14 protein-coding genes are annotated in these 16,143 nt (G+C 24.3%); 4 read left to right on the top strand and 10 right to left on the bottom strand.

What is annotated here, in order from left to right:
* The first annotated feature begins 217 nt into the window (after positions 1-217).
* Positions 218-3,844, top strand: a complete 3,627-nt coding sequence (locus EV215_RS02240) for an ATP-binding protein (protein ID WP_134112368.1) — start codon at positions 218-220, stop codon at positions 3,842-3,844.
* A 49-nt stretch (positions 3,845-3,893) separates the two neighbouring features.
* Here the strand turns inward: EV215_RS02240 and EV215_RS02235 are convergent, their stop codons facing one another.
* From EV215_RS02235 to EV215_RS02190, 10 genes are all read right to left on the bottom strand, one after another.
* Complete coding sequence (locus EV215_RS02235) at positions 3,894-4,511, bottom strand: NUDIX hydrolase (RefSeq protein ID WP_208320320.1); 618 nt, start codon at positions 4,509-4,511, stop codon at positions 3,894-3,896.
* Between the two features lie 9 nt (positions 4,512-4,520).
* Positions 4,521-5,408: a DMT family transporter gene (locus EV215_RS02230; RefSeq protein ID WP_134112366.1), complete on the bottom strand. Its 888-nt coding sequence runs from the start codon at positions 5,406-5,408 to the stop codon at positions 4,521-4,523.
* Between the two features lie 61 nt (positions 5,409-5,469).
* Positions 5,470-6,786 carry a shikimate dehydrogenase gene (aroE, locus tag EV215_RS02225; protein WP_134112365.1) on the bottom strand — a complete coding sequence of 439 codons (1,317 nt, stop codon included), beginning with the start codon at positions 6,784-6,786 and terminating at the stop codon, positions 5,470-5,472.
* A 9-nt stretch (positions 6,787-6,795) separates the two neighbouring features.
* Entirely contained in the window at positions 6,796-7,914 is a 1,119-nt protein-coding gene (locus EV215_RS02220) for a chorismate mutase (RefSeq protein ID WP_134112364.1), read from the bottom strand.
* Positions 7,901-9,004 carry a chorismate synthase gene (gene aroC / locus EV215_RS02215; RefSeq protein WP_134112363.1) on the bottom strand — a complete coding sequence of 368 codons (1,104 nt, stop codon included), beginning with the start codon at positions 9,002-9,004 and terminating at the stop codon, positions 7,901-7,903. Before aroC ends, EV215_RS02220 begins: the two co-directional genes overlap by 14 nt.
* The gene (gene aroA, locus EV215_RS02210; RefSeq protein ID WP_134112362.1) at positions 8,985-10,271 is read right to left on the bottom strand and encodes a 3-phosphoshikimate 1-carboxyvinyltransferase; all 1,287 of its coding nucleotides are present in this window, start codon (positions 10,269-10,271) and stop codon (positions 8,985-8,987) included. The genes aroC and aroA overlap by 20 nt, the downstream gene beginning before the upstream one ends.
* A gap of 13 nt (positions 10,272-10,284) precedes the next feature.
* On the bottom strand, positions 10,285-11,133 hold the full coding sequence (locus EV215_RS02205; protein WP_134112361.1) for a prephenate dehydrogenase: 849 nt from the start codon (positions 11,131-11,133) through the stop codon (positions 10,285-10,287).
* A gap of 16 nt (positions 11,134-11,149) precedes the next feature.
* The gene (gene aroF / locus EV215_RS02200) at positions 11,150-12,163 is read right to left on the bottom strand and encodes a 3-deoxy-7-phosphoheptulonate synthase (RefSeq protein ID WP_134112360.1); all 1,014 of its coding nucleotides are present in this window, start codon (positions 12,161-12,163) and stop codon (positions 11,150-11,152) included.
* Positions 12,164-12,574: 411 nt separating this feature from the next.
* Positions 12,575-13,348, bottom strand: a complete 774-nt coding sequence (locus EV215_RS02195; RefSeq protein ID WP_134112359.1) for a sterol desaturase family protein — start codon at positions 13,346-13,348, stop codon at positions 12,575-12,577.
* Positions 13,349-13,493: 145 nt separating this feature from the next.
* On the bottom strand, positions 13,494-14,171 hold the full coding sequence (locus EV215_RS02190) for a hypothetical protein (protein ID WP_134112358.1): 678 nt from the start codon (positions 14,169-14,171) through the stop codon (positions 13,494-13,496).
* A 144-nt stretch (positions 14,172-14,315) separates the two neighbouring features.
* Here EV215_RS02190 and EV215_RS02185 point away from each other — a divergent pair, with 144 nt between their 5' ends.
* The 3 genes from EV215_RS02185 (at position 14,316) to EV215_RS02175 (ending at position 16,068) form a co-directional block, all read left to right on the top strand.
* A complete protein-coding gene (locus EV215_RS02185; protein ID WP_134112357.1) occupies positions 14,316-14,771 on the top strand; it encodes a dihydrofolate reductase in 456 nt (151 codons plus the stop codon).
* A 39-nt stretch (positions 14,772-14,810) separates the two neighbouring features.
* Positions 14,811-15,374: a TetR/AcrR family transcriptional regulator gene (locus EV215_RS02180; protein WP_134112356.1), complete on the top strand. Its 564-nt coding sequence runs from the start codon at positions 14,811-14,813 to the stop codon at positions 15,372-15,374.
* Between the two features lie 82 nt (positions 15,375-15,456).
* A complete protein-coding gene (locus EV215_RS02175; RefSeq protein WP_134112355.1) occupies positions 15,457-16,068 on the top strand; it encodes a TetR/AcrR family transcriptional regulator in 612 nt (203 codons plus the stop codon).
* Positions 16,069-16,143 lie beyond the last annotated feature (75 nt).

Raw genomic sequence — 16,143 nt, 5'->3', positions numbered from 1 at the left:
CAATTTTTTCCTCTTAAGATAATTAAGAGGATTTTTTATTTTACTAATTATTATTAGAATATTTCATTTGCTTTTTTCAGTCCTAAAATATTACATTTTATTTTAAAATATTTCAAAAAAAATAATTTATTTAACAAATATTGACTTTACACTATTTATTTTTTTTGATATTATTTAATCAATTATAATTAAATATAGTTTACACAAGGAGTGAAAAATGAAATATCGGATACGAAATTCAATAAAATTAAAATTGATTGTTTCTGTTTTAACTATTATAGTTGTAACTATTGCTTTAGCTACTTTTTATAATATTAATTTATTTATAAAAAATACTAATAAAGAACTTCTAAATTTACTTTCCACTCAATCAATTTCAGCTAATATAATATTAAATAATAATATCGAAAAATTTGCTTTAAAAGCAAAAAATATTACTCAAGATTCTACTCTAACTAATTTATTACAAATGCAATTATATAAGAAAATTGATGATTTCAGTAAAAATATATTAAATAAAAATCCAGATATTGATGAAATTATTATTTTTAATAAAAACAATAATTCTATTAGTCATCCCAATTTAAGTAATAATTCTTTTATTAAAAATTTTATAAAATCTAAAAAAAGTAAATACAGCTTTTGGAATGATAATGGAAATTTAAAAATTATTGTTAACGCTCCAATTCTTACTAAATCTAAAACTCAATTAGGCAGTCTTGTTTTAATTCAAAATATTCAAAAACAAAAATATAATATTTCTCAACTTTCTAAAAAAATTAACACTACTTTTATACTTTTTGATAACTCAAAATTGGTATTCATTTCAGATTCAAATGGTCATATAAAGGATAGCACTCAAATAAAATATGATATTAATTTAAAAAATATAAAAAATAATATTTATGCAAAACAAAAAATAAAAATAGATAATAATAATTATTATGTACTCTATACTCCATTAGTAGATTTTCATAACAATATTATTGGCTTTTACGGTATCGCTAGCAATATTAAACAATTAGATAATTCGATTACTTCTATAATTTTTAATATGATTATTATGTCTATTTTCGGATGTATTTTTGCTACTATATTCCTTTTAATACTTGCAAATATATTACTAAATCCTCTACACACATTTATAGAAACTGCAAAAGATATAGGGAATGGTCATTATTCTAAAAGAATAAATATAAAAAATAATGATGAAATTGGAATTTTAGCCCATTATTTTAATGATATGCTTGATAAATTAGAAAATAACATAATAGAAATAGAGAAAAAAAATGAACGTTTAAAGGAATTAGATAAAATAAAAGATGACTTTTTGGCAAATACTTCCCATGAACTTCGAACGCCTTTAAATGGAATTATTGGTTTAACAGAATCATTGTTAGAAGGCGCTGGTGGAAAACTTTCTAAAAAAACTGAATTTAATTTAAATATGATAATGTCAAGTGCTAAAAGATTATTTAATTTAGTTAGTGATATATTAGATTTTGCTAAAATTAGAAATAAAGAATTAGAAATTTCTTTAAAAGATATAGATATTTATCAAATAACAGCAGTCGTTACTACTCTTTGTAGAGTTTTGATAGGAAACAAAGATATAAAACTAATTAATAAAATTTCTAAAAATTTTCCAATAATCTATGGTGATGATGCTAGGATTGAGCAAATTTTATACAATCTTATTGGTAATGCTATAAAGTTTACTCATAAAGGAGAAATTATTATAGATGCAAAAATAAATGAAAAAAAAGATACTGCTATATTTTATATAAAAGATAGTGGTATTGGTATAGCACCTGAAAAACTAGATAAAATTTTTGAAAGTTTTGAGCAAGGAGATAGTTCTATTTCAAGAAAATTTGGTGGAACTGGCCTTGGGCTCTCTATTACAAAACAACTTATCGAATTACAAGGTGGTAGTATTTATGTAGAATCTACTTTAGGAAAAGGAACTACTTTTGTATTTACTCTTCCTATTAGCGATGAAGTTGATCAAGACAGAATGTTTGAAGAAGAAGTAATAAGAGAACAAATAAAAAGAGAAAAAAAATTAAAAGACAGAATTAAAAATGCTGAAAAACAAAATCTTAATAAAGCTTATTTACCAAAATTTAATCCTAATAATTCAAATAAAAATATCCTTATTGTAGATGATGAATACATAAATTTACAAGTTCTTGTAGACCAATTATTATTAAAAAATTATAATATTGATGTTGCTATGTCTGGAGAAGAAGCACTTGAAAAAATTAAAAATTTTAACTATGATTTACTTATACTTGACGTAATGATGCCTAGAATGTCTGGTTATGAAGTATGTAAAGAAGTTAGAAAAACTTATTCATTATTTAATTTACCTATATTAATGCTTACTGCAAAAGATCGAACAGAAGACATTATACTTGGGTTTGAATCAGGAGCCAATGATTATATAACAAAACCGTTTGAAAAAAAAGAGCTTTATGCCAGAGTTAATACTCTACTTCGTTTAAAATATGCAATAGAAGTATCTCTACAGAGTACATATGAATACTTTACACAAAAAGAAAAAAGTGATACTCTAGAATCATTACAAAAAATCACTAATGACTTTAATTCTGATTTGAACAGTGAAAAAATACTTTTTAAACTGAAAAAGATATTTAAAGATATCTCTAAATATACTAATTTTGAATATCTAGTTAAAATAGAAAAAAGTTACTATAGTTATACTTTAGACGCTTTGATTAATCAAACTGTAATAAAAGAAAATTTAGTTCCTTTAAAAAACAATCCTTATTTAGAGTTTATTGAAAAAAATAAAACACCTAAATTATTTAAAGATACAAATAAAAATATACATATGAAAAAAACTAAAAAAAACACTCATATACTTATTATTCCTGCTATCTATGGTGAATCAATAGTTGGAGCTGTAGTCTTAGAAATTGAAAAAATTATAAATAAAAAAGATATTAATTATTTATTTATGATTTTATCCCAAGCAACTTTATCATTACAAAATTCAAATTTATTGTTAAAAATTGCTGAAGAAGTTAAAAAAGTAGAAAAAGCAATGGATGAACTTACTAAAACACAAGAACAGCTTATTCTTTCTGAAAAAATGGCAGTACTTGGTGGTCTTGTAGCCGGAATTTCTCATGAAATAAATACGCCTATAGGAATTGGAGTAACTGCTGCCTCTACATTAGAAGAATCAACTTCTAATATAAAGAAAAAATATGAAAAAAGTATTATGACAAGAAATGATCTAGAAATGTATTTAGATGATGCAGATACATCTTCTAAATTAATTTTATCAAATTTAAATCGAGCTTCTGATTTAATAAAAAGTTTTAAACAAATCTCTGTAGACCAAACTATACAAGATAAGCGTAAATTTAAAGTTTATGAATATATTAATGAAGTTTTTCTTAGTTTATATCCCAAAATAAAAAGAACTAATTACGAGATTAATCTTAAATGTGATAAAGAGCTTGAAATTACGAGTTATCCAGGTGATTTTTCACAAATTATAACAAATTTTGTAATTAACTCTCTTAATCATGGATTTGAAAATTCTAATGAAGGAATTATAGATATAATAATAGAAAAAAAAGATAATCAAATTATTTTTAAATATAAAGATAATGGTAAAGGAATGTCTGAAGAACATAGAAAAAAAATATTTGATCCATTCTTTACTACAAAGCGAGATAAAGGAGGGAGTGGTTTAGGTATGCATATTGTATACAACATTGTTACTCAAAGATTAAAAGGTAATATCAAATGTATAAGTGCTCCTTTTAAAGGTACTGAATTCATTATTACTTTTCCTTTAGAGAATTAAATATAAATAATAAAAAGCTCAAATAGAAATCTATTTTGAGCTTTTTATTTTAATCACATATTGTTTCCGTATAAATACCTTTATGAAATTTATATAACATATCTATTTGTTCTTTTGTTATTCTTGTTATAGATAGTTCGGGTAAATCATTAATATCAAAATATCCTACATCAAGAGTTTCCATACCTTTCTTTAATTCTCCACCTACTACCTTACACGAAATAAACATTTTATACACATGATTTATATCACTTGGATGCTTATGATAACTTTTATCTAATACAGCAAGTAATTTTTGAGCTTCTACTACAAGTCCTGCTTCTTCAAACACTTCTTTTTCAGCTACTTTTTTAGGACTATATCCTATATCACTCCATCCACCAGGAATACTCCACTTCTCATCTATTTTTTCTTTTACCATTAATATTCTATCTTTTTCATCAAAAATAACTCCTCTTACATCTACCTTTGGAGTTTTATATCCATCATCATTACAAAGTACTAATTTTATTTTTTCTATACTATTATTTGTAAGAAGCTCTATCATTTCTACACTTAAATCTTCTATTTGTTTATATCTATCTAAATCATAGTCGTTTTCTGAATAATATAATCCTGACTGAGATATTGCTTGCAGTTGCTTTGCTATTTCTAATAATCTTTTCATAATTCACCTCTATTTTTTTATTCTATTATAAGATACAAGTGATATTAATATTATTATCATCCCTATTATTGATAAAAAATTTGGATTTTCATTAGGTAATATTATCCAGCTTAAAAAAGCTCCTAAAAGTGGTATTAAAAATTTCCACATATTAAGCTCTGATACTTTTATATCTTTTGATTTTAATAATTTAAACCATATAGATATTGCTGCTGCTGATAAAAAAGCAAGCCATAATAAACTAATATAAAATACAATCGGAAAATCAAAATAAATTTTTCCTTCAAATACCCTACCTATTATTAATAAAAATATACCTCCTATTATCATTTGTAATGAAGATAATACTATAGGATTTATTACTATTTTATTTTTAGATATTTTTATATTTACTATTCCACCAAGTATTGAATTAAATAAAAGTAATCCAATTCCTAACATTGATTTTAATCCATTTACACTAAATGGTTTTGTTGATAAACTTATTAATATTATTCCTAACATTCCACTAATGAGTGCTAAAAATTTAGCTTTACTCATCTTATCATTATCTAATAAATAATGTGATAAAATAGCTGTAATAAGTGGAGAAGCCCCTATAACTATAGCTGCTACTGCTCCATCTACATATTTCATAGCACTATAAAATATAGCATATCCTATACCAGTTTGAGCTAAACTAATAAAAAATATAAATTTTAAATTATCTTTTAATATTTTAAATAATTTTTCTTTATATATTAATGGTAATAGTAAAACTCCTGCTAAAGTAAATCTTAAACCTGCAAAATTAAAAGGTGAACTATAATAAGTATATCCTATTTTAATTCCTACAAATGCTGTTGACCATAAAAAACATGCAAATATTGCTAACAATCTGTTACTTAATTTATTCATTCTATATTACCTTTCTTTTTCTCATATTATATCATATATAAAAAAAGTAATCTAGAATTATCTAGATTACAATATTATTTAAAATTTTTTCTAATACATTATTAAAATTAGTATTATTTTTAACTATTATATCGGCTGCTTTATTATAAATCGAGTATCTTTCATTATAAAGTATTTTTATATGTTCTACATTATTTTTTAATAACGGTCTATGCTTTACATCTATATCATTTATTAAGTTTTCTAAAGATCTATCAATAAAAATAATTATTCCATTTTCTTTTAGAGCTTCAATATTTTTATTATTTTTAATAATTCCACCACCAGTAGATATTATTAAATCTTTTTGTTTTGAAAATTTTTGTGTTATTTCACTTTCAATTTCTCTAAATTTTTTTTCCCCATACTTTTCAAAAATTTGAGAAATACTCATATTTTTAACTTTTTCTATTTCTTCATCTAAATCAACAAATTTTCTATTTAGTTTTTCTGATATACGCTTACCAAAACTTGTTTTTCCTGAACCTGGCATACCTATAAGCACTATATTATTTTTATATAATTGTAGTTTCAACTTAAAATATATTTTTTCTATTATTTCAAATAAATTTTCTTCTATATTTCCCCAAAATTCTTCTGCTTTTATTGCCTGTGCTACAAGCATAAAAAGGCCATTTACATATTTTATATTTTTTTCTTTTGCGTATTTTAATAATTTTGTAGTTTCAGGATTATAAATAATATCTATTACTGCTTTAAAATTTTTTATTATCTCTTTTTCTATAGGTGAGTCTTCTACTTTAGGATACATTCCTATTGGTGTACAATTTATTAGAATATTATCATCTTTATCTATATCTTTTAATTGAGAGTAATCTAAATAATTAATCTTTTTAAAACTATCTTTAAATTTTTCTTCTGCTTTATTTTTATTTCTACTAACTATAAATACTTTTCCTCCAAGGTCTAATATACATTTAAGTATTGCTCTAGCAGAACCTCCACTTCCTAAAATATATACATTTTTATCTTTACAATTAATATTATTATATTCTAACGTCATTTTAAATCCATAATAATCTGTATTATCTCCAATAAGTTTTCCATTTTTTAAATATATTGTATTAACTGCACCAATAGCTTTTGCATTTTCACTTATAATATCTAAATATTTTATAAATTCTGTTTTATATGGAATAGTTATATTTACACCTGATAATTGTTTGCTTCTTATTTTTTTTTCTATCTCTTTTAAATTTTCTTTTTTTATCTCAATCAATTCATATAAATAATTGAGATTTTGTATCTTATAAAAATCTTCATGTATAATTTTTGAATAACTATGTCCAAGCTTTTCTCCTAATAATCCATATGACATAATTTCCCCCTATAAAATATTATCATCTTTTTTATAATTACCTAAAAATTTAAAATATCCACTCTCTTTTTTAAAATATTCTAATGTATCTTTTACATTTTCATCTTCTAAATTTCCTTCAAAATCAATATAAAAGAAATATTCCCATGGTCTATCTTGAATAGGTCTTGATTTAATACTTAACATATTTAGATTATTGTCAGCAAATTTTTTAATAAATTTATATAATCCTCCTGTTTTATGTGGAGTTGATACAATTATGCTTATTTTATTATTTTCAATACTTTTTTCAAAATTTTCTCCTACTATAACAAATCTTGTATAGTTATTTTTATTAGAATTTATACTTGGCACTATTATCTCTAATCCATACTCTTCTTTTGCTCTAATACTAGCAATAGCACCTTTTGATTTATCATTTTGCTCTTTTATATATTGTGCGCTAAGTGCTGTATTTGGAAATGACACTAATTTTATATCTTTATGTTCATCTAAAAATTCTCTACTTTGTTGAAATCCTTGAGGATGAGAATAAATTTCTTTAATATTTTCGAGTTTTGCTCCAGATATCCCAAGTAAATTTTGTTCTATTTTTATAGCTATCTCCCCTACTATATATAAACCATATTTTCTAATAAGATCATATGTATCTGTTATCTCTCCTGTAGAAGAATTATCTATTGGAACTATTCCATACTCTATATCTCTTTTATTAATTGCTTTAAAAACTTCTTCAAAACTAGGATATTTTTTTATTTCCTCATAATTTTTAAAGTATTTTAATAAAGCTTCATGACTAAAAGAACCTTCACTTCCTTGAAATCCTATTTTTTTAGCTTCTTTTACATTTAAATTTTTTTTTATTTTAATCACTCTTTTTTGAATATCTTTACTAAGTTCCATTATATTTATAAATGTTTTTTTTACTTCATTCATAAACTCTTTGTTTTCTATATATTTCAAATTTTTATTAATAACTTCTTTTTCTCTAATCTCATTATATATAGGAATATTATTTTTTTCTTTATATTTAGCTATATCTATTGCTATTTCATATCTTCTTTCGATAAGTTCTACTATTTTTTTATCAATTTCATCTATTTCATTACGAAGTTTATTTAAATCCATTATATCTCCTACTTTCTATTAACATATCTAGAATTGTAAGAGCTGCTGCTGACTCTAATATTACTACTGCTCTAGGAACTATACATGGGTCATGTCTTCCTGTTATAGCAAACTCTTCCTCTTTTTTTGTTTCTATATTTATACTTTTTTGAGGTTTAGAAATAGAAGCTGTTGGTTTTAATGCTGTTTTAAATACTATAGGCATACCATTAGATATCCCACCGAGTATACCTGCATTATTATTTGTTTTTGTTTTTACATTACCATTTTTATCATAATAATACTCATCATTTGCTTCAGAGCCTCTAAGTCTAGTAATTCCAAATCCTTTTCCGAATTCTATACCTTTTACTGCCGGTACTGAAAATATCATACTAGCAAGTTTACTCTCTATTGATTCAAAAAATGGTTCTCCAACTCCAGCAGGAAGGTTTATAATCGCAGTTTCTACTATTCCACCTACTGAATCAAGTTCTTCTCTTGCTTGTAATATTTCATCTCTCATTTTATTAGCTACTTCTTTATTTAATACACATAGCTGTTCTTTGGCTAATTCACCAAATATATTTTTATTTAAATCTTTTTCTTCAAAATCTCTATCTTCTATATTTGCTATACTTTTTATATGTGAACCAATATAAATATTTTCTTTTGCAAGAATTTGTTTTGCAATAGCACCAGCTACAACAAAAGGAGTTGTAATTCTAGCTGAAAAATGGCCCCCACCTCTATAATCATTAAATCCTCTATATTTTACATTTCCTGTATAATCTGCATGTCCTGGTCTCATCCAATTTTTTAATTGTGAATAATCTTTTGATTTTTGATCTTTATTTTTTATTACAAAAGAAAGCGGCCCCCCTGTCGTATGATAATCAAAATATCCACTAATTATTTCTATCGCATCCGGTTCTTTCCTAGCTGTCATTAGCATGTTTTTACCTGTTGCTCTTCTTTCTAATTCATTTCTAACAAACTCCATATCTATCTGAAGTCCTGGTGGAAGTCCATCTATAACTATTCCCACTCCCGGTCCATGTGATTCTCCAAATATTGTCAATTTAATATTTTCACCCCACGTTGCACTCATTTAAATGACCTCCTATTTTTGTAAATTCCTTCCAAAAACTAGGATATGATTTTTTTACACATTCGCTATTATTTATCTCTATTTCTCCATCTATTTTAATTGATGCTATCGCTAAAGACATTGCTATTCTATGGTCATTCCAACTATCTGTTTTATTTCCTGATAATCTTTCAACTCCTATTATTTTTATAGAATCTTCTATTTCTTGTATATTTGCCCCAAGCTTTGCAAGTTCTGATACTGATGCCGTTATTCTATCGCATTCTTTTATTCTAAGTCTTTCAGCATTGACTATATTAGTTTCTCCTTCTGATACACTTCCAAGTACTGATAAAATAGGCCCTATATCTGGACACTGAGATACATCTATTTTTATTCCTTTTGTTTTAGAAGGATAAACTATAATTTCTTCTTCTTTTATATCTAGTTGCCCGCCCATTCTTTTAGCTATATTTAATATCTCTTTGTCTCCTTGAAGCGAATTAATGTTCATTCCTTTTAACGTAATTGGATTTTCTCCAATTAATCCAGCTACTATCCAAAAAGCTGCTTGAGAAAAATCTCCTTCTACTCTATAATTTTGTGCTTTATATTTTTGATTTCCTTTTATATAAAAATTTTGATAATCTCTATTTTCTATCTCTATTCCAAATCTATTTAACATGTCAAGTGTTAAATCCACATAAGCTTTAGACTCTAAATTTCCTTTTATTTTTATGATAGAATCGCCATTCAATAAAGGTAATGTAAACATAAGCCCACTTATAAATTGTGAACTAATATTCCCCGGTATTATAAAAGTATCTGGTTTTAATTCTCCTTCTACAAAAAGTGGCAATTTCCCATTATCTGTTTCATATTTAATTCCTTGTTTTTCAAATATATTATAATAAACATCAAGTGGTCTAGTAATTAATTTACCTTTCCCTAAAAATTTAGCCCTATTATATCTTGCTAATGCTAAAGGGATAAGAAATCTGATTGTTGATCCTGATTCATTACAATTTAAATCTATATCTGTTATTTTTATATTATCTGTTCCATCTATAGTTAAAACACTTCCATTTTTTTCAATTTTCGCACCCATTTTTGTCATTATTTCTATTGTAGAATTTATATCAACAGAATAATCTATATTTTCAATTATACTTCTTCCTTTTGCAAGCGAAGCACATATAATAGCTCTATGTGCATAACTTTTTGAAGGTGGAATTACTATTTCTCCTTTTATATTATTTTTTTCTGGATTTATTATTACTTTCTTCATAGTTAATATCCTCCTAAAATCTATCTCTTCTATCTGATGACTCTTTAAACTCTTTTATTAATCTATCTTTATCTTCATTTAATAAAGCATTTTTTATAGTTTCTAATTTATCTATAAAATTATCTATTCTATATATTAAGTTTTCTTTATTTTCTAAAAACAATTCACTCCACAATTCACTATTTATTTTAGCTATTCTCGTAAGATCTCTATAACTATCTCCTATAAATAATTTTGTGTTAAATTTTTCATCGTCACTATTTACAAGAGATACAGCTATTGCATGAGTTAGTTGGCTTGTAAATGCTATAATATTGTCATGTTCTTTAGCTGTTACTTTAGTCACTCTTAAAAATCCCATATTTTTAGCAAGATTTTCAATAAGTTTTACATTTTCTTTTTTATTATTTTCTTTTTTTATTATAATAAAATTAGCATTTTGAAAAATATTAGCATCTGCATAATCCATTCCTTGTTTTTCTCTTCCTGCCATAGGATGTGTTGAAACAAAATCAGCTTTTTTTTGTAAAATGTTATCTATTTTTTCTATATAATCGCATTTTACTCCTGATATATCTGTAATTATAGCATTGTTTTGAAAATTTTCTTTATTTTCTTCTATAAATTTTACCAAAAGCTTTGGGTACAAACATATTATAACTAATTTAGAATCTTCTAATGGTTCTTTTGGTTCAACAAATCCTTCATCAATTAAGCCTCTGTCTTTTGCTTTTAATAAACTCTCTTTATCTATATCTACTGCATAAATTTTACCTTTATGAAATTTTTTTAATGCCATAGCATATGAAGCACCCATAAGTCCAAAGCCTACAATAGTAATATTAAATCCATTTTCTATCATTGATTTTCACCTGCTCTTATAATTTTTTACCAACTATATTAGTAAATTTTCGAAGTTCTTTTACTAATTTATCAAATTTTTCTGGTTTTAACGATTGTGGGCCATCTGATAAAGCTTTTTCTGGACAATTATGAACTTCGACCATAAGTCCATCTGCACCTACTGCTACTGCTGCTTTTGAAAGTGATTCTACCATCCACCATTTACCAGTAGCATGACTCGGATCAATAATTATAGGTAAATGTGTTAATTCTTTTATTGCAGGTACTACACTTAAATCAAGAGTATTTCTAGTATATGTTTCAAATGTTCTTATCCCTCTTTCACATAAAATCACTTTGTTATTTCCACCAGCCATTATATATTCTGCTGACATAATAAATTCTTCTATTGTCGCTGACATTCCTCTTTTAAGTAAGATAGGTTTGTCTATTTTCCCAAGCTCTTTTAATAAGGCAAAGTTTTGCATATTTCTTGCTCCAACTTGAATTATATCTACTTTATCTAAAAATAGAGGTATTTGATCTATCGCCATAAGTTCTGATACTATTGGAAGTCCTGTTTCTTTTTTCGCAATATTAAGTAAATCTAATCCTTGTGCTTCTAATCCTTGAAAACTATATGGTGATGTTCTAGGTTTAAATGCTCCTCCTCTTAATATTTGTGCTCCTGATTTTTTTATAGCTCTTGCTACTTCGGTTATTTGCTCTGGAGTTTCTACTGAACAAGGACCTGCCATAATAACGAAGTCTTCACCTCCTATTTTTATTCCATTAATATCTATTATTGTATTTTCAGGATGTGATTTTCTATTCGCTTTTTTATATGGTTCTTGTATTCTTGTAACTCTATCTACATATTTCATTTCTGCAAAGTCCTCATCACTTACTTTACTTGTATCTCCAATAAGTGCTATTACTATTATATTTTGTCCTATTATTTTACTTGTTTTCAATCCTTTAGATTCTGCCTTTTCTATTACATTTAAAACATCTCTTTCCGTAGCTTCTATTCCCATTTGTATTATCATAACATCATTCCTCCTTAATTATTTAAAATTTATCTTAATTAATCTTAATATTTTTTTTAGAATTTTACAACTAACAAAAGTTTTTATATATTTGTTCGTTTTTTATAATTATATTGTATCATAAAACTAATACAAAGTATACAGTGTCTTCTTAATAATATCTTTATTTTTGAAAAAATTTAATGTTTTTTTTGATTTAGATTATATTTTGAAAAAATTTTAATGAAAGGAATAAAAAAGAGTTCTATCCCTACCATACTACCATTCTACAATTTATACTCTCCACAAATGAAAAGAAAAAAGAGTTTTATATTTTAAAATTCTTTTTTAGTTTTTATGAGTATATAAAAATCTACACAATATGTCAAGACTAAAAAATTGTTCGGTTTTATAGTTAATATTTCGAACAAATTATTTAAATGGTGTAATCAACATATAAATAAAAGTATCATATTTTTTATCTTGATATTTTTCTAATCCAAAAATAATGTCTTGAATATCTTCTTTATAAGTATATGTATTAAATATTTTATCCCATATACTTAATAATGCTGAATAATTACTATTTCTTTCTTTTTTTATAATAGAATGATGCACTCTATGCATATAAGGAGTAACAATTATTTTATTTAATATATTATCTACTTTTTTATTTATTTTTATATTGCTATGATGAAAATAAACACAAATATTCATAATTATTTCATAAACTATTAAGTATTTCAAGGAAATTCCTAAAATTAAAATTATCAAGGTTTTCATTAAAAAAGATAATAAAAACTCTATAAAGTGAAATCTAACTGCAGTAGTCACATTCATCATAGTGTCTGTATGATGCACTTTATGAAACTTTCTCAAAAATTTCATCTCATGATTTAATCTATGCCAAAAATATGTCCAAAAATCTAATAACAAAATAATCAAAATTCCTTTAATAATATAATTAATTTTTAATATTTGAAATACCCCGTATTTCCTAAATAGTCTTGATGAGGTAGTTAAAAAGAATACATAATTAAAAAATGAATTAAAAATAATAGTATTAAAAAGCATAATTGCTAAATTAGATTTATCATGTTTTAAAAATGAATTCCCCTGATTATAATAGTAGTTAATCTTTTCAAATATTAAAAATGAAAAAAAGAAAAATATAAGAATTTCAAGTTTTAATTCTATAATAAACAATATTATTACCTTCTTTCTAAAATTTTATTACTAATTCATTATATAAAAACTAAATATACAAGTCAATTAATCAAATTTTATTTTTTATAAACTAAAAAAGCTTATTTACTAAACTTAGTAAATAAGCTTTTGGTTATATAATTTTTTAATTAAATTGTCCTGCTCCAAGTTTGATTACAAAATAATAACCATTCATATTTACAGCTGGAGTACTTTTTAATGATAAATCATCCATTGTAAAGTCTGCATTTAAAGGTAAAAATTTATACCCCATTTCTATTCCAAACATAAATCCTGTCATTCCATCTACTCCAAGATTATATTCCATAGAAACTCCTGCATCTAACATTGTCCCTGCCATATTAAATTTACTTTTTTCTGTATACAATGTGAGAGCATCATCTACAGTCTGTATGTCGTTATTATTTCTTTTTTCTACTTTTACATCCATAGATAATTTTCCAACACCGAATCTTGGTATTATACTAAGTCTTCCATTATCAATTAATGCATATCCCATTATTATCTTTCCATACATTCCATCTAATCCTACAATATAATTAGTGTTTATTTTATCATTTCCTAATAATGCTGCTGCTTCAAGCCCCAACACTATTCTATCAAATGTAAAATATCCACTTGCCCCTTGTACTGAAAAAGCTTCTTCAACTTTTGGAATACCATTACTAGCAAATTTTGAATTTAATCCACTTAAATTCGAATTTGACATTCCAGTAATATACATAACTGATACACCCTGTTTTGAGTATATATTAACAGTTAATAAAATAAATGTAAGAGCAAAAATAAGTGTTTTTTTCATTTTACTCAACCAGCCTTTCTAAGATATTAATTTGTTTATACATAATTTTTATCGGCATAATTTAATAAAATTTTAATTTTATATTGTGTAAAAATAATATTTTTATTATAATATTACATAAGTAATTTTATTTTAGGAGGTTGTATGCTTAGTATTATTGTAGCTTTTGATGAAAATAGATTAATTGGAGACGGAATCAATCTCCCATGGAAAATAAAAGAGGATCTACAAAATTTTAAAAATATAACAACAGGACATACTATTGTTATGGGACGAAAAACTTTTGATAGTATTGGCAAGGCTTTACCTAATAGAAAAAACATTGTATTAACCAGAGATAAAAAATTTTCTTTTGATGGAATTATAACTATTAATAATATTGAAGAAGTTTTTGATTTATCTAAAAACGAAGAAGTTTTTATTATTGGCGGTAGAGAAATCTATACTTATTTTATTAATAAAGTTGATAGATATTATATTTCTCATATAAAAGGAAGTTATACAGGCGATATATATTTCCCCGATGTAAATCTGCAAAATTTTAAAATTATTAAAGAAAAAGAATATAAAAAATTCACATTTAAAATTTATGAAAAATAATCAACTTTATTTTTTAAGAGAATTTAAGGAGTATAAAAAATGGCAAAAAAGATTGTATTTACAAAAGAAGAAATACTAAAAAAAACATATGAACTATTAAGAGAAAAAGGAATAGAATATATTACTGCAAGAAATATTGCAAAAAAACTAAATTCTTCTCCTGCACCAATATATAATAGTTTTAAATCAATTGAAGAATTAAAATATGAAATACTTTCTATGGCGAAAACTACATTTTTAGAATATGTACAAAAACCATATACTGACAAGATTTTCTTAAATATAGGTATGGGAATTGTTTTATTTGCTAAAAATGAGCGTCAATTATTTGATTCTATTTTTTTAAAACAAGAATTTTATAAAGATTTGATTCATGATTTTAATAAAATGATTTTCGAAGAATTTGACCAAGATAAAAGATTTCAAAAATTAGGCGAAGAAAAAAGAAGATGGTTATTACATAAATGCTGGATTTATGCTCATGGTTTAGCCACTCTTGTGTGTACCGATTTTATTTCAAATGTAGACACAGAATATATAAAAAAAAATATTTATGATACTGGGATGATATTTATAAATTCAGTATTAAAAGATGTTGAATAAAAAATTAAAAAAAATATTGACATTATACATACATGTATGTTAATATAATTTCAGGGATATTCACAAGGAGTGTGTAAATTAAATGAGAAAAACAAAAGAAGACGCTGATAAAACCAAACAAGCTATTTTAGAAGCTGCATTAGATGTTTTTTTAGAAAAAAGTTATGAAACCGCTACTTTAAATAATATCGCAAAAAAAGCAAATTTAACTAGAGGTGCTATTTATTGGCATTTTGAAAATAAATTTGATATATTAAAAGAGCTAACTGAAATGTATCTAGGAAGTTTTTTAACTAAAATAGATGAAGAAATATCTAAAACAGATACAAGTTCTATATGTCAAATTGAAGCATTAGTTAAAAAATATTTTGATTATTTTACATCTGATAAAAACATAAAGAAATACAAACAAATAATTGAATTTAAAATAGGTTTTACAAAAGATACTTCTTTAATCCATAACTTATTAAGTGAAATAAAAATAAAAATTATTAACAAAACTAACAACTTAATTCTTCAAGGACAAACTAAAGGAAACATCCGTACTGATTTAGATGCAAAATTTTTAGCTTTTGCTGTAATAAATATGATTTTAGGTTTTGATAGAGCATTAATGTTTAATGAAAATATATATGATGATTTCCCTAGTGATTATATTGTAAAAAATTTAATAAAATTACTTAAAACTCCGTAAAGGAGTTTTAAAAAACATTATGTAAATACATTCTTGTATGTATAATTTAAATTAAAATATAAATTTTTAAGGAGG

This window comes from Hypnocyclicus thermotrophus (assembly GCF_004365575.1).
GTDB lineage: Bacteria > Fusobacteriota > Fusobacteriia > Fusobacteriales > Fusobacteriaceae > Hypnocyclicus > Hypnocyclicus thermotrophus.
This window is presented reverse-complemented; position numbering and strand designations above follow the sequence as displayed.